Origin of the sequence: Streptomyces sp. NPDC003035 (assembly GCF_042888285.1) — a bacterium.
Taxonomy (GTDB): domain Bacteria; phylum Actinomycetota; class Actinomycetes; order Streptomycetales; family Streptomycetaceae; genus Streptomyces.
On sequence record NZ_JBIAPJ010000009.1, the window covers coordinates 283,932 to 296,194 of the forward strand.

17 protein-coding genes are annotated in these 12,263 nt (G+C 69.2%); 6 read left to right on the forward strand and 11 right to left on the reverse strand.

Translation table 11 applies throughout. The features are described from left to right. Nucleotides 1-1,092: 1,092 nt before the first annotated feature. Together ACFYV5_RS28170 and ACFYV5_RS28175 are read left to right on the forward strand one after the other, a co-directional pair. A complete protein-coding gene (locus ACFYV5_RS28170) occupies nt 1,093-1,380 on the forward strand; it encodes a hypothetical protein (protein WP_389172971.1) in 288 nt (95 codons plus the stop codon). A 79-nt stretch (nt 1,381-1,459) separates the two neighbouring features. Further along, complete coding sequence (locus ACFYV5_RS28175) at nt 1,460-1,708, forward strand: hypothetical protein (RefSeq protein WP_389172973.1); 249 nt, start codon at nt 1,460-1,462, stop codon at nt 1,706-1,708. Nucleotides 1,709-1,797: 89 nt separating this feature from the next. On the opposite strand, the gene ACFYV5_RS28180 is transcribed toward ACFYV5_RS28175, so the two are convergent. The 5 genes from ACFYV5_RS28180 to ACFYV5_RS28200 all read right to left on the reverse strand — a co-directional run bounded on the left by ACFYV5_RS28180 (nt 1,798) and on the right by ACFYV5_RS28200 (nt 3,782). Next, the gene (locus tag ACFYV5_RS28180; RefSeq protein WP_389172975.1) at nt 1,798-2,145 is read right to left on the reverse strand and encodes a hypothetical protein; all 348 of its coding nucleotides are present in this window, start codon (nt 2,143-2,145) and stop codon (nt 1,798-1,800) included. Further along, nucleotides 2,142-2,837 (reverse strand): GntR family transcriptional regulator, encoded by a 696-nt coding sequence (locus ACFYV5_RS28185; RefSeq protein ID WP_389172977.1) that lies wholly within the window; start codon nt 2,835-2,837, stop codon nt 2,142-2,144. The genes ACFYV5_RS28180 and ACFYV5_RS28185 overlap by 4 nt, the downstream gene beginning before the upstream one ends. An 8-nt stretch (nt 2,838-2,845) precedes the next feature. Beyond that, entirely contained in the window at nt 2,846-3,127 is a 282-nt protein-coding gene (locus ACFYV5_RS28190; protein WP_389172979.1) for a hypothetical protein, read from the reverse strand. A 118-nt stretch (nt 3,128-3,245) separates the two neighbouring features. Beyond that, the gene (locus ACFYV5_RS28195; protein ID WP_389172981.1) at nt 3,246-3,491 is read right to left on the reverse strand and encodes a hypothetical protein; all 246 of its coding nucleotides are present in this window, start codon (nt 3,489-3,491) and stop codon (nt 3,246-3,248) included. 12 nt (nt 3,492-3,503) lie between these two features. After that, a complete protein-coding gene (locus tag ACFYV5_RS28200; RefSeq protein WP_389173182.1) occupies nt 3,504-3,782 on the reverse strand; it encodes a hypothetical protein in 279 nt (92 codons plus the stop codon). A 78-nt stretch (nt 3,783-3,860) separates the two neighbouring features. Here ACFYV5_RS28200 and ACFYV5_RS28205 point away from each other — a divergent pair, with 78 nt between their 5' ends. Next, a complete protein-coding gene (locus ACFYV5_RS28205; RefSeq protein WP_389172983.1) occupies nt 3,861-4,616 on the forward strand; it encodes a GntR family transcriptional regulator in 756 nt (251 codons plus the stop codon). Nucleotides 4,617-4,651: 35 nt separating this feature from the next. Continuing rightward, a complete protein-coding gene (locus ACFYV5_RS28210) occupies nt 4,652-5,059 on the forward strand; it encodes a hypothetical protein (protein ID WP_389172985.1) in 408 nt (135 codons plus the stop codon). Between the two features lie 77 nt (nt 5,060-5,136). Here ACFYV5_RS28210 and ACFYV5_RS28215 read toward each other — a convergent pair whose 3' ends face one another. Then, nucleotides 5,137-5,424 (reverse strand): hypothetical protein, encoded by a 288-nt coding sequence (locus ACFYV5_RS28215; protein WP_389172987.1) that lies wholly within the window; start codon nt 5,422-5,424, stop codon nt 5,137-5,139. 96 nt (nt 5,425-5,520) lie between these two features. Here ACFYV5_RS28215 and ACFYV5_RS28220 point away from each other — a divergent pair, with 96 nt between their 5' ends. Continuing rightward, a complete protein-coding gene (locus ACFYV5_RS28220; RefSeq protein WP_389172989.1) occupies nt 5,521-5,769 on the forward strand; it encodes a hypothetical protein in 249 nt (82 codons plus the stop codon). A gap of 585 nt (nt 5,770-6,354) precedes the next feature. Here ACFYV5_RS28220 and ACFYV5_RS28225 read toward each other — a convergent pair. From ACFYV5_RS28225 to ACFYV5_RS28235, 3 genes are read right to left on the reverse strand one after another with little or no spacing between them, the layout of a single operon-like run. Next, complete coding sequence (locus ACFYV5_RS28225) at nt 6,355-7,182, reverse strand: hypothetical protein (protein ID WP_355113620.1); 828 nt, start codon at nt 7,180-7,182, stop codon at nt 6,355-6,357. Between the two features lie 4 nt (nt 7,183-7,186). Then, nucleotides 7,187-8,539 (reverse strand): hypothetical protein, encoded by a 1,353-nt coding sequence (locus ACFYV5_RS28230; RefSeq protein ID WP_389172991.1) that lies wholly within the window; start codon nt 8,537-8,539, stop codon nt 7,187-7,189. Then, on the reverse strand, nt 8,539-8,790 hold the full coding sequence (locus ACFYV5_RS28235) for a hypothetical protein (RefSeq protein ID WP_355113624.1): 252 nt from the start codon (nt 8,788-8,790) through the stop codon (nt 8,539-8,541). Before ACFYV5_RS28235 ends, ACFYV5_RS28230 begins: the two co-directional genes overlap by 1 nt. Before the next feature lie 308 nt (nt 8,791-9,098). Here ACFYV5_RS28235 and ACFYV5_RS28240 point away from each other — a divergent pair, with 308 nt between their 5' ends. Further along, nucleotides 9,099-9,578 carry an HIT family protein gene (locus ACFYV5_RS28240; protein ID WP_389172993.1) on the forward strand — a complete coding sequence of 160 codons (480 nt, stop codon included), beginning with the start codon at nt 9,099-9,101 and terminating at the stop codon, nt 9,576-9,578. A 16-nt stretch (nt 9,579-9,594) separates the two neighbouring features. Here the strand turns inward: ACFYV5_RS28240 and ACFYV5_RS28245 are convergent, their stop codons facing one another. Continuing rightward, complete coding sequence (locus ACFYV5_RS28245; protein WP_389172995.1) at nt 9,595-9,948, reverse strand: hypothetical protein; 354 nt, start codon at nt 9,946-9,948, stop codon at nt 9,595-9,597. A 472-nt stretch (nt 9,949-10,420) separates the two neighbouring features. Beyond that, nucleotides 10,421-12,109, reverse strand: coding sequence for an MFS transporter (locus ACFYV5_RS28250; protein WP_389172997.1), 1,689 nt, complete (start codon nt 12,107-12,109; stop codon nt 10,421-10,423). Between the last annotated feature and the right edge of the window lie 154 nt (nt 12,110-12,263).

The window sequence follows — 12,263 nt, forward strand, 5'->3', positions numbered from 1 at the left end:
CTTCGGCGTCGAGGGACGAAGCTGTTCGAGGCTGCGACAGGGAGGCGCTGGTCGTTGGCGGAAGCCGGCGGGTTCGTGGGCTCGGTCCAGGAGCGCAACAGCGAGGAGTGAAAACGTCTGCGCGGCTTGCAGGGCGACGACGGCTGGGCCGTCTGTGGGCCGTGCGAGGGGGCTCAGGGGTGACCGTTGGCGACCAACAGTGACGGGTCCGCTACCAGGGTCGCTCAGGAATGCGCAGGTCAGGGAGTCGCCCGCCTACTGGTTTCCGCCATGGGGTAGCGGTCAGGGCAAGATGGGGTATTTCTCGCTCAAAGGTTGATACCAGCCAGACCTCAGGCCAGAAGGGCAGCCAAGCGGGGTGTGAGCTACCTCACACTTTCGACCTCGAAAGGTGAACTATGCGTAATTCGTAGACCCTCACCGGGGACCGAAAACCGGTCCCCGGTGCACGCACCCCCGAGTTACTCATAGCCGCAGGTCACGGGCTGTCAGGCGCGAAGAATCCATCTGCGGCAGGAGCTTTTGCCCTATATGCGCAGTGCTCGCCAGGGCCCGAAAGCGAAGCCATCATGGGCGGCAACTGTTCCAAAGCGTTCGCCTGTGTCACCGAGCCGGCAAGCCACAGGTGACACGGGCGGACGCCAGACGCCGCGGAGGCATCGACATGAGTGTGACGCAAGCTCACCCCAGTACGCCCCCCTGGGCCCCACCAATCTCGGCAGTGACGGTGACCGTGATCCTGATCTTGGTATGGCCGTCCCTCGGTAAAGCGACTGGTGCACTTACTGATGTGCTGACACTCGTGGCGGCTCTGGCGGCGAGCGGTTACCTCGGGAAGTGGAGAAAGGGAGGAAGCGCACCTGTTCTCAGGAACGGGTGACCTGCGCCTAGCGTGATCGGCCGTAGTCGAGCGCCCGTGCACTGTCTCAGTGAGACAGTGCACGGGCTATGGGAATCAGGGCGCTAGGAGACCGCGGCCTATCTGTGGACGGGAATTCACATGCCGCCGCGCTGCGGAGCTCTCACCAGTACATACGCGGGAAGATCACGGCCCCTCCGGAGCCGTGTGTTGTGAGCGGCATCATGGTCACCATGACTTCCGGACCCGTCCATGGCCCCATCGAGAGCACCCACGTCACGGTGACGGATGGTGCCGCACTCATTTTCACGTGGGACGCGAACTCGCGGATCGAGGTGCGGAACCTTGGGGGCGAGGTTGTCATCGAGGCGAATGCCGCAGGCCTCAGGACGCTGGCTGGGCACCTGCTCGTGCTGGCCGGCGACGGCGTCTCCGACGGAGTGCACCTCCACCTCGAAGACAGCAACGGTCTGGAGGACGGCTCCGTCGGCTTGGTGCTGGAGCGGAGCGACGAGGAGTAGCACCGCCGGTACGCAGACCGAGGGGGCGTGCTCAGGTTGTCGCGCTGCGGGATAGGGCGTGCCAAGTAGGGTGCCGCGCATGACCACTTCTCCCGATCACGTCGACAGCAGAGAAGACCTGGCATCCTTCATCCGTTCCCTGCACCGCAGCCATGCCGACGGCAGGGACTCGTGGGAGAACGCGGACCTTGCTGGGTTCCTGGAGGCGTTGGCGGCATGGATTGACGACGCTGACGGTTGGTACCGCAACACCGGCCGCGAGCTGCCAGCCAACGGTGACTGGCGCTTCTTCGCCCGAGCGCTCCGAGCGGCGACTGTGTACGAGTAGTCGCGGATCTCGCAAGGTCGCGAAACGGATGAAGCAGAGCAGCCCCGGACGTGGTCCGGGGCTGCTCTGTCGTTGGATGTGCATCGCTGCTAGCCGAAGGCCGCCGCCGGTAGTCGAGGACCCTCGTCATCTTCTTCACGAGTGCTGAGGTCCCGCGCTGTCAGGCGGTGGCCGCGGCTTGCTGCTACGCGGAGCACGTCCTTGAGTGCCTCCGCGAGATCCGCCGAGAGGCGTCGAAGTTCCTCCGTTTGAGGCCCCTCGCCGCTGAGGACTTCCAGCGTGTGTGTCACGAGGTCAGCTGCCAGGCCGAGTTGGATCTCTTCGGTGTTGTCGGCCAGGCGGGACAGGTGGCTGTCGCTGTTGTCGGTGCTCAGGTAGCAGGGCTTGCCGTCGGGGCCCGACCACGGGAGGAGGCGCAGCTCGTTGTGGGGCGTCATTCCTCGGCCCTTCTGTCTTCGGTCATGTGATGGGTGGTGAAGCGTGCCTCGGCACGGTCCCCGGGAAGGACTAGGAGAGCCGCCTCGACCACCCGGTCTGAGGTGTCGGCAGATACGCGGGTGATCGCGAGGACAGCGAGCGCCGAGCTGATCCGGAGGGTGGAGGCTTCCTCCGGGGTGGGGAGACGGGCGCTGACCTTCTCGCGGGTCTCCGCAAGCCGGGGGCCGAGTTCTGCTGGCTTGGGCCAGCGGCAGGACGATTCGGACGGCGCCAGGTCTCGGGGGACGTAGATGCGAGCCAGGCTGTGGGGCGACTCCCCTACGTGGCTGACGCAGTAGTACTCGGTCAGCAGGGCTTGTGGTGGCACCTTCAGCAGGGTGCTCAGCGTCCCTTGGGCCCGGAGCCGGGTAGTGCGGACCGTGACGTGGAGAGTCGGAACGATGGGGGTGAGGGCGCCTCCCTCGTACGTGAGTCTTCGGCGGAGGCGGCGGACGAAGTTGCCCTTGCCGTGGACCTTCTCGATCAGGCCCTCGGCCTGGAGGAGCGCGAGGGCGTTGCGCAGCGTCGCCGTGCTGACCTTGTAGCGCGTGGCGAGCTGGGGCTCCGAGGGGAGGCGTTCGCCGGGCTTGAGGAGGCCCGCGGTGATCTGAGTCCGGAGGTCGTCGGCGATGGTGTGGTGGAGGGACGGCACGGGTTGGATCACCACCTTCTGAGCACTCGGACGGCGACGAGTCGGGTTCGGGGGTGGATGGTCAGCAGTTCGCCCGACTCGAAGAGGAGGCGTTTGGCGCCGCGCGGCAGTTGGAAGAGGTCGGCCACTCGGCAGGGTTGGCCGCCGATCTGGATGACGTCGCCGCGCTGCACGTTGATCGAGGTGATCTCGACAGGCGCGGCCATCGCACCGCTCGGAGTCCAGGACTTCATGAGGCCGACCTCGTTGAAGTGACCGCGGCGGCCGGCGCGTGGCACGAGCAGGCGCATGTCTCATAGACCACGGGAACACCGACCGGCGCTGTCACCGGGGACGAGTGCGCGCACTCGTGGTGCGTGCCGATCCGGCACGAGGTCGATCGGTAGGGCACAGCCTTCGTCTGCGGCATCAGTGGGCCTCCGCCGGCTTGAAGCAGGTGCAGGCGAGGAGTTCCTCGACTGCCAGTACGTACGGGCGGACGAGGGCGGTCTCCTCACCCGGAAGGAAGTCCGTGCGGTCCCAGGGCTGCCTCAGTGAGAGCGTCGGCCACTCGGCGACGACGGGGCTGGCGGGCGTTAACTGGGCGCGTTGGCGGGCCTTTCGGGCGTACCGCTCTCTGGTGCGCGCGATGGCGCGGCGGATACGGTTGAACATGCTGATCAGCTCCTATCGCTGATGGCCAGGTCCCCGGACGTCGCCTGTCGCGGGGACCTCTTTGTTCACGGCGGCCCAAAGGGTTCGGCCGCCCAGGCTGGTGGCGAGGAGACCGAACCGGTCCGCCTTCGACACGACTTCCAGGACCTCCCGCCATGTCTCGGCGGGGAGGGATTCCAGTACCTCCGCTTCGATCGATGTGTGTCTGGCGTGCTCCTCCACGCGTGTGGTGAGCCCAAGGGCAGATAGCCGGGCAGCGAGGACCTCCGCGCTTACTTCTGGAGCAGGCACAGGACAGCCTCCGTCACCGGCGATCACTTTCAGTGAAGCTAGTTAACTAGATTAGAGCTAGTGGACTAGATTTTCCATATGCCTGAGCAGCCGCCCTATCTCCGCATCGCCGACGAACTGCGGCGGCGGATCGCGGAGCACGAGTGGACCCCTGGAGACCGGCTGCCCTCTCGGGCCCAGATCGGCCAGGAGTGCGGGGTGGGTGAGAACGTCGTTCGCCGCGCCCAGGAGCTGCTGATCTCCCAAGGCGTGCTGGAGGGGCGGGCCGGGTCCGGGACCTACGTGGCCGAGCCCCGGCGGCGGGTGCGGATGGTTCGGTCCGCGGCGCGCGAGCAGCCTGATGGGTCGCCGTTCCGGGCCGATATGAAGGCTGTGGGGCGGCAGGGGGGCTGGGAGAGTCGAACCGATGCCAAGGTGCCCGCGCCGGTGGAGATCGCTGCGCGGCTTGGGATCGGTGAGGGCGAGCTGTGCGTCCGGACCGTGTACGAGTTCCTCGCCGACGGACGGCCCGTGCAGTTGTCCACGAGCTGGGAGCCGTACGACCTCACCGGCGGGAGTCTCGTCGTCCTTCCCGAGGGCGGGCCGCATGCCGGGGCCGGCGTCGTTAACCGCATGGCCGAGATCGGCGTCACGGTCAGCCATGCCGTCGAGCAGCCCGAGCCGCGGCAGGCGACCGCCGAGGAGGCGTCGCTCCTCGGGATTCAGAAGGCCTCTCTCGTCACCCACATCCGGCGGACGTACTACAGCGACGAGGGGCGCCCAGTGGAGACCGCGGACATCGTCGTCCCGGCCGCGCTGTGCGAGATCGTCTACGAGATCCCCGTCAACCGCTAGGCAGGGCTGTCAGTGCTCGGGCGTACCGTCTGGCCATGGCGAAGAGACCCCCTGAGAACTGGCGTGCCTGGATGGCGGAGATAGCTCGCGCGGTGGCAACCGGAGAGTTGGAGCCGGAGTGTGCCAGCGCGGCAGAGATGTATCCCGAGTCCCTGTTGCAGGCGACGGACGCAGCGCTGGAGACGTTCGAGGGGGACGTACGAGCCCTCAGGGAGCCGTCCGACGAAGAGGTTTTCGCGACAATCGAGAGAGTCGTAGTCGCACTCAACACCGTCGATGGAGACGACAGCCATGGTGGCGCCTGCTACTGCACTGAGGAGCGGGAGCAGCTGTGCGAGTACATCGACCTCACCCTGAGCGAGCATGGTGTGGATGTAGCCGCGCTGGCGGCCAGAAGGGGTATCAATCGTGCCGAGATCACTGACGATTGGCGCGACTGGTGACAACAGCGGTCGCACGAGGGGCAGGCCTCGCGCCGGAGCTGGCGTTGCGAACTGGCTAGACGAGGTCGGCGGCAGAGTTAAGCCGGCTGCACTGGATCAGCGGTGATGGTCCCCGTCCACCAGCCCGGTTGGTCGTTCGCCTCCCAGGAGATCGCGAGCGGTCGGCCGGCCAGTTCCTCGGCCTTGGCGTGTGCAGCTGTCTGAGCTTCGTCCGGTTCGCTGTTGGCGCTGGGCTGAGCAAGGCGGCCGTCGACGATGCCGCCGGAGAAGTACATGGCACAGCGCCACACGTCGGGCGTGCGGTACAGGACGAATGCCTTCGGTGTCCCTAGGCTGTCCCGCCAGTGCTTTCGTCCGCTCCCCATGCCCGCACGGTAGCGGTGGACGCCCAGAAGCCACCTGTGTGTTTCGGCCCGGGTATCGTCCGTCCCGGTCGATAGTCGTTAGCGGGGGTGGGCGGCATGCACAACGAGCGGCACGACGAGCGGCTGTCCGATGAGGAGCTGGAGCTGTTCGTCCAGTACCTGCACCGGGTCGCGAACCACAACGTGGACATCTTCCTGGCGCTGGAAGCCGGAGACACCGAGAACCCCGTCTACGTCATGTTCGGCAGGGACTATCCCCCGGTCGGGGACGCCTCGGACTATCGGCGACCGTTCGCGGACCGGCGACAGCCGACATCCACGACTGACATCAACGACGGTGGATGACAGCACTCCTCCACGGCTCTTCACGGCGTCCACGACCAGCAGTCCGACCCCGGCAGCACCCGCCCGACCGAACTCCTAAAGCGGGTGTCGCAGGTTCGAATCCTGCCGGGGGCACAGAGCGAAGGGTCAGGATCAGGGGAGCGTTCTCCTGATCCTGGCCCTTCGGCCGTCGTCTCGGTGTCATTCCGAAGCAGGGCCTCGATGACCTGAGGTGGCCGTCCGCGCTTCCTTTTCCCAGGCCGATCGGCCCGGCCGGCGGTACGGTCGCGTCATGAACCCGGCGTGTGGTGACCGTCCCCAGCAGGCCCGCACGTTCGCCGGCAACCTGCGTCATGTCGCGCGACGTCCCTTGCTTGGCGCCTGGCTTGGGGCGCTTGCGGTCCTCGCCGGGGTGGTTCAGGTCCAGGTTTCGCAGCCGTGGGCCGGTCTCCTCTGCGTCGTCATCATGTCTGTGGTGGTGATCTCAGTGGGGCGCAGCCTCGAGCGGAGTCACGCGGACGAAGGGGATCCCGCCGAGGGGTAGCTCCGCGTCCTTGTGTGCCAGACGTGGGTGCCGGACGGGGTGCCCGTTGGTGGCACGTGCGGTCAAGGCCGGTCGGGGGTGACGATGGTGGCGTGGAGCTGTTCGGCCGCCGTGCGCGCCGTGGTGGCGTCGCAGAGTTGGATCGACCAGTTGCCGGCGGTCACGATGTTTCTCGGCCTTCTCTCATCGGTGAGGAGCAGCCGCAGGTAGTCGTCGCGGGCCGTCGTTGTGGGGTGGAGGCGGAGGGCGGCGTCGCGGCCTTCCGTGAGGTCGCTGCACTGTTCGGCGGTCGGTGCCTTCGTCGCGCACAGCAGGCCGTCCGCGGTCTGCTTTCGCCGCGTGCAGGTGACCGCCTCGTCCAGTGCGTCGGCGAGCGCGTCCACTCGCTCGTAGCGCGGCTCGTCCGGGATGGCGGGCAGGGGGTGGAGCGGCGGCAGCACGACGGCGTCCAGGGCGCGGGCGACCTTCTGGGCGTGGGACGGGGTGTCGTCGGGGATGACGCGGAGGTACCAGTTGCCCGCCGCCACGAGCACCTGGCCGTTCGGCGGCGTGCGGCGGCTGTGGACCGCTCTGCCGATCTCGCCCTCGTCCACGACGTCCGTGTCGAACACCGAGATCTCGGTCTCCACCGTCGCACCCCGGTCCTCGAAGACGCAGTCGAGACTGCTGCCGGAGCCCGCCTGGCCCTGCCTCCGGCGCAGCACCTCGCAGTCCACCCCGGCCCGCCCGAGCGCGGCCACGACCTCGTCGGCGGTGGCGAAGCGTGGCTCCGCCGGCACGCTGGGGGGCAGGGCTGCCTTGGGCGACGCGCTGCTGCGCGTGAACGCGTCGCACGCGGTCAGTGCCAGGATCATCACGCAGGCGGCGCCGGTGGCCGCGGCCTTTCTCATCGCGTCAGTCTCCGGAAGGTGTGGGAGGCGGGCCGGGGCTCGGCGACGGAGTGCCCGGCTCCGGCTCCCCCGAACCCGTTCCGGTGGTCTGGCTGCCGGCACTGTAGATCGGCTCGATGGAGACGTGGTGCCCCGCGGGTGTCTGCGACTCCAGCTGCCTGATGGCCTCGGCGCGCTCCTCGTCGGTCAGGTCCTCCCACGCCATCGCGTCCTCCACGTGCGCCTCGATCTCGTCCCAGTTCCTGCCCCGGGCCTTGATGTCGCCCCCACGCGGGTCCGACTCGTCTCCGTACTGCTCGTTCTTCTCCCGCACATCCGGAGTGTCGGCCGCGTACAGCGTGAAGAGCTGCTTGTCGGTGTCCGCTCCGTACGGGTTCTCCCGCAGCTGCGCCAGGTAGTGGGCGGACAGCCGTACGTCGAGTTCGGGGTCGGCCTCTATCTCGGCGGCGAGTTCCGCGTCGCTCAGGTCGCCCAGGGACCGTCCGTCCGTCAGCCGGAACCGGTCCGGGTACTCCTCGATGACCGACCGGGCCGTGGGCAGCTTCATGTGCGTGATGCCCAGCGACTTGTCCGGCTTGGGGTAGAGGGTGAGTCCCCAGTTGAAGAAGCGGCCGAACTCGGTGAGCGGCCCGCGCAGTCCGGGGTTGTGGTTCTGGTACCACTGCTGCTCCTGCCACAGAATCGCCAGCAGCAGTTTGCGGCTGATACCGGTCTCCGCGGAGGCGAGTCTCACGGCGTCGAGGACGTTCGGCGGGACGTTGATGGGGTGAACGCCGTCCAGGCCGCCGTCCAGGCGCAGCGCGATGCTCAGCGGGCTGTTGCCGTCGAGCGCTGCCCTGACCAGCTTCGGGTCGGTGATGTGCGTCAGGCCCTCGACGGTTCGCAGCGCTCGCGCCGCCTCCCTGTCGGCCTGGTCCGCCTTGGTCAGCGCGCCCGATATGACGGTCTGCGCATGCTGGAGCTGCTCGCGTTCCGGGCTGTCCGGGCCGAGCACGGTGGCGTGGGCGAAGTCGACGCGGCCGCTGTCGTCGACCTTGAGCCCGTGTCGGCGGGCGTAGTCGAGGCCGCTCTGCAGATCGCGCTGCGCGCCCTCCATGGCGGCGGCGAGGTCGTCGTAGGCCCGCGTCATGGCGCGCAGCGCGAGTGCGGCGGCTTCGTAGTCGTCCGCGTGCTTGACGAACGTGTCGCGGGCGGCCCGGCCGGCGTCACCCACCCAGCACTGCCGCAGGGTGGCGGCGATCTCGTCGCGTGCGTAGGAGGCGAGACCGTCGCACTGCTTGGCCGCCTGGAGCACGTCGTCGGCCGCGTCCCGCCACTGCTGGGGCTTCGCCGTGTCCAGCTCGTTGACGGAGACCATCAGGCGTCCTCCAGCCAGTCGGCGGACTTTCTCAGCTCCGCCGCGATGGAGCCGTCCTGGCTGATCTGCGTGTCCATCCCTTTCGTCAACGCCTGTGCGGCGTCCTCGACGAGATCCCCGAGCGTGTGGAGACGTTTCTGCCAGGCGGTCACACAGTCGTTGCTCGCAATACCGGCGTCCCAGCCGGAGTGGCTCTTGCCCACGGCCTCCGCGTCGTCGAGCTTCGACTTGTCGCGCGCCTCGCCCCGCACGGTGTGCAGGGTGGATGCCCTGGAACGTAACGGCGCGTCCGTCAGGCCAAGATCCGCCCCCTGAAGAGGCCCGGGAGCCCCTGGCCCGGGAGCTCGGGAACCACCCCCGCTGTCTGCCGAAGCAAGGTCCATTCCCGCTTCGCGCGTGTGGACCGCGTCGGCCTTGAGCCGACCCCACTCCTCTTCGAACGACATGCATCCCCCTGTGTTTGCACGTGCACTCGGTCAACCAGGCGCCACCACCGTACATCTGTCGGTACGTCACGTGGAGGACTGTTTTTCCGGGACCGCGCAGGTAGGTTCCGATCATGGTTGACGACTGGCGGACGGACCGGATCGGTAGTGCCCTGCGCGGTGAGAACCCATGTGTGCTGCGGCGCTTGGACGCGGGGTTCGCCGTGATCGGGGATGTGCAGTTCCTGCCCGGCTATTCGGTGTTGTTGGCGGACGACCCGGGCGTGGAGCGGCTGTCCGATCTTCCCCGGAGCAAGCGGCTGGCGTTTCTTTCCGACATGGACCGGCTCGGGGAGGCGGTCGAGCGGGCCTGTCGGCGGGGCGACTCCGGGTTCCGGCGGGTCAATCTGGAGATCCTGGGGAACACCGACGGCTTCCTGCACGCGCACGTCTGGCCTCGGTACGCGTGGGAGCCGAACGACCTGGTGGGCATGCCCGTGTGGCTCTACCCCCGCGATCGGTGGAGCGACGAGCGGTTCGCGCTCGGGCCCCGGCACGACCCGTTGCGCGAGGCGATCGGTGACGAGTTGGACCGTCTGCGTCCGGCGGGATGAGTCGGGGTGACGCGGCCTACGGCCGTCGGCACGTCAGGCGCATCTGGGCCGCCGCGTGGTGGGCGCCCTCTCGGGCCGGGATGCCCCAGTCCTGGCCGCGGTCGAGGAGGCGGACCGTGAAGGTCGGGGTACGGAGGCGGTGGGTGCCGGCCGGGAGGAGGGCGCCAGGGTGGGCGTGCTGGTCGAGGGTGAAGGTCGCGTACGGGGTGCCGTCCGCCAGGAGTTGGTAGACCGAGGGGGCGCCGGCCGCGTCCTGGGGGCGGGGCGGGCGGGGGACGTGGACCGTCAGGCCGCAGGTGCGGTACGCGGGGTCCACCCGCCAGGTCCACACGGCCGCGTTGTCGTGGTCCTCCGTCGGGCTGCCCGACATCGGGAGCGCGGAGAAGCGGCCGTCGCAGCCCCCGCCCCCGTAGCCGCCCGTCCGGACCGTGTACCAGCCCTCGAGTGGAAGGGGGAGAAGGTGAGGGGGTCTTCGCCGCAGCAGTCGTCGGTGCCGGTGCCGGCGTCGGTGTCGGCACCGGCGTCGGTGCCGGTGTCGGCGTCGGCGTCCGTGCCGGTCCTGGGCCCGATCCCGGCCCCCCGGGAAAGCCGTCGGGCCGTTCCTCGTCGGCACCGTCCGTACCGGCGGGTCGGCCTCCGCCGCCGGAGGCAGGTCCTCCGCCCCGCGCAGGGACAGCGCCCCCACAAGCACCACCACCACGAGGCACCCCACCGCCACGAGCGCCCCCGCACCGCCCCGCCCCGGCGGCCGGGTGGCGGCGCCCGGGCAGTGCCGGCAGGCCATCCCCCGGCCCAGGCCGCCGCACTCTTCGCATGCCATAGCGGCACACCCTACGACCGGCTCAGCGCAGTTCCTCCGGGCATGCGGTGCCCCGCGGAAAGATCTTGTACGGCGCCGCCAGCCGGTACACGCCCGCCTTCGGCGCCACCAGCTCCGTCCACTCGTCGCCCTCCGCGTCCGCCTCCGTCTTCAGCAGGCAGCCGTACTCGTTCAGGAAGACCTTCGGCAGCTCCGTCGGCGACGCCTCGCGCGCCGCCTTCGACGCCTCCGTCTCCTCCGGCGGCTCGATCTTGCCGCCGTTCTCATCGAGGAGGGCCAGCCAGGGCGAGTACGGGACACGGATCAGGACCCGGCCCGGGGCGTCGACCTCGATCACGACCTCGTTCGCGCGCGCCCGCCGCACCTCGGCCGGCGGGTCGGCCAGCGGGGTCGGGTCGTCGACCGCGTACAGCCGCCAGTTCGCGTCGGACCAGACCTGCTTCAGATACGGCAGCCCGTCCCCGACCAGCTCCGCCTCCCGCTCCGCACCCGAATCCGGCGCCCCGGTCGGCAGGACGACGTAGTGCACCGCCCAGCGGTCCAGCCAGTCCTGGTAGTTCGTGGCATTGAGCGTGTCGTCGTAGAAGAGCGGGTTGCGCTCCATGTCCGCCTGCCGGTTCCAGCCCCGCGCCAGGTTGATGTACGGGGTGAGGGCGGAGGACTCGCGGTGGCTGGAGGCCGGCACGACCTCCACCCGCGCCTTCTCCGCCCCGCGCACCTGCAGCTGGTTGATCAGCGGCGCCACCTCGCGCGCCCAGGACGCGTCCGGGGCGGTACGGATGACGTCGTCGACGCTCTTGAAACCGATCCAGAGGTTCAGCCCCGCGAAGGCGAGCACGACCGCGTACCAGCGACGCGAACGCGGGACCGCGTACGGCAGGGCCGCCAGCAGGACGACGCCCGCGAAGACCATCACGAGCCGCGAGACGTTCGACCCGATCTGCGAGTCGATCAGCCAGGTCAGCAACGTGCCGGCGGAGTACACGGCCGCGCCGGTGCGGACCGTGCGCCACTCGCGCGGTACGAGCAGGAAGCACAGCACCCCGAAGAGGAACGGCAGCGCCGTCGACGCCAGGGACATCGGCTGCGTACCGGAGAAGGGGAACAGCCACGAGGAGACCGCGACGACCACCACCGGGGCGAGGCCGAGGGCGTACGCGCCCGGGCGCCGCTTGTTCAGGAAGAGCGCCGCCGCCGCGACCCCGAGGAAGAGGCCGGCCACCGGACTGCACGCGGTCGCGAGACCGGCGAGCGGGGCGGCGACCGCCGCCTTCGCCCAGCGTCGGCGGCGCCAGCGGTACGGCCAGCAGAACACCGCCGCGACCGCGCCGAGCGCGAACATCATGCCGAGCCCGAACGTCACCCGCCCCGACAGCGCGTTGCACAGGAACGCGAAGACCCCGGCCAGCGAGCACGCCAGCGGATTGCGGACCGCGCGCACCCGCACGAGGATCAGCGCCGTCAGACCGGCCGAGACCGTACCGGCGATCATCATCGTCGTACGGACTCCGAGCACCGACATCACGTACGGCGAGACCACGCTGTACGAGACCGGGTGCATCCCCCCGTACCAGGCGAGGTTGTACGCCGAGTCCGGGTGACGGCCCACGAACTCCGCCCACGCGTCCTGCGCCGCGAGGTCGCCGCCGCTGTTCGCGAACAGGAAGAACCAGAGGACGTGGGTCAGCGCCGCCAGACCCGTCGCGATCATGACGGGGTAGCGGCGCCTGCGCCGCCGGGGGCGGTGCGCAGGTGCGGTCTCGACGTGCGGGCGGGGAGCCGGGAGGCTTATTCGCGGCGGCACGGAGGCCCGCGGTGGCGCGCCCTCGGCTGCGCGTGTCGGCTCGGCGGTGGTCACTCGCGGC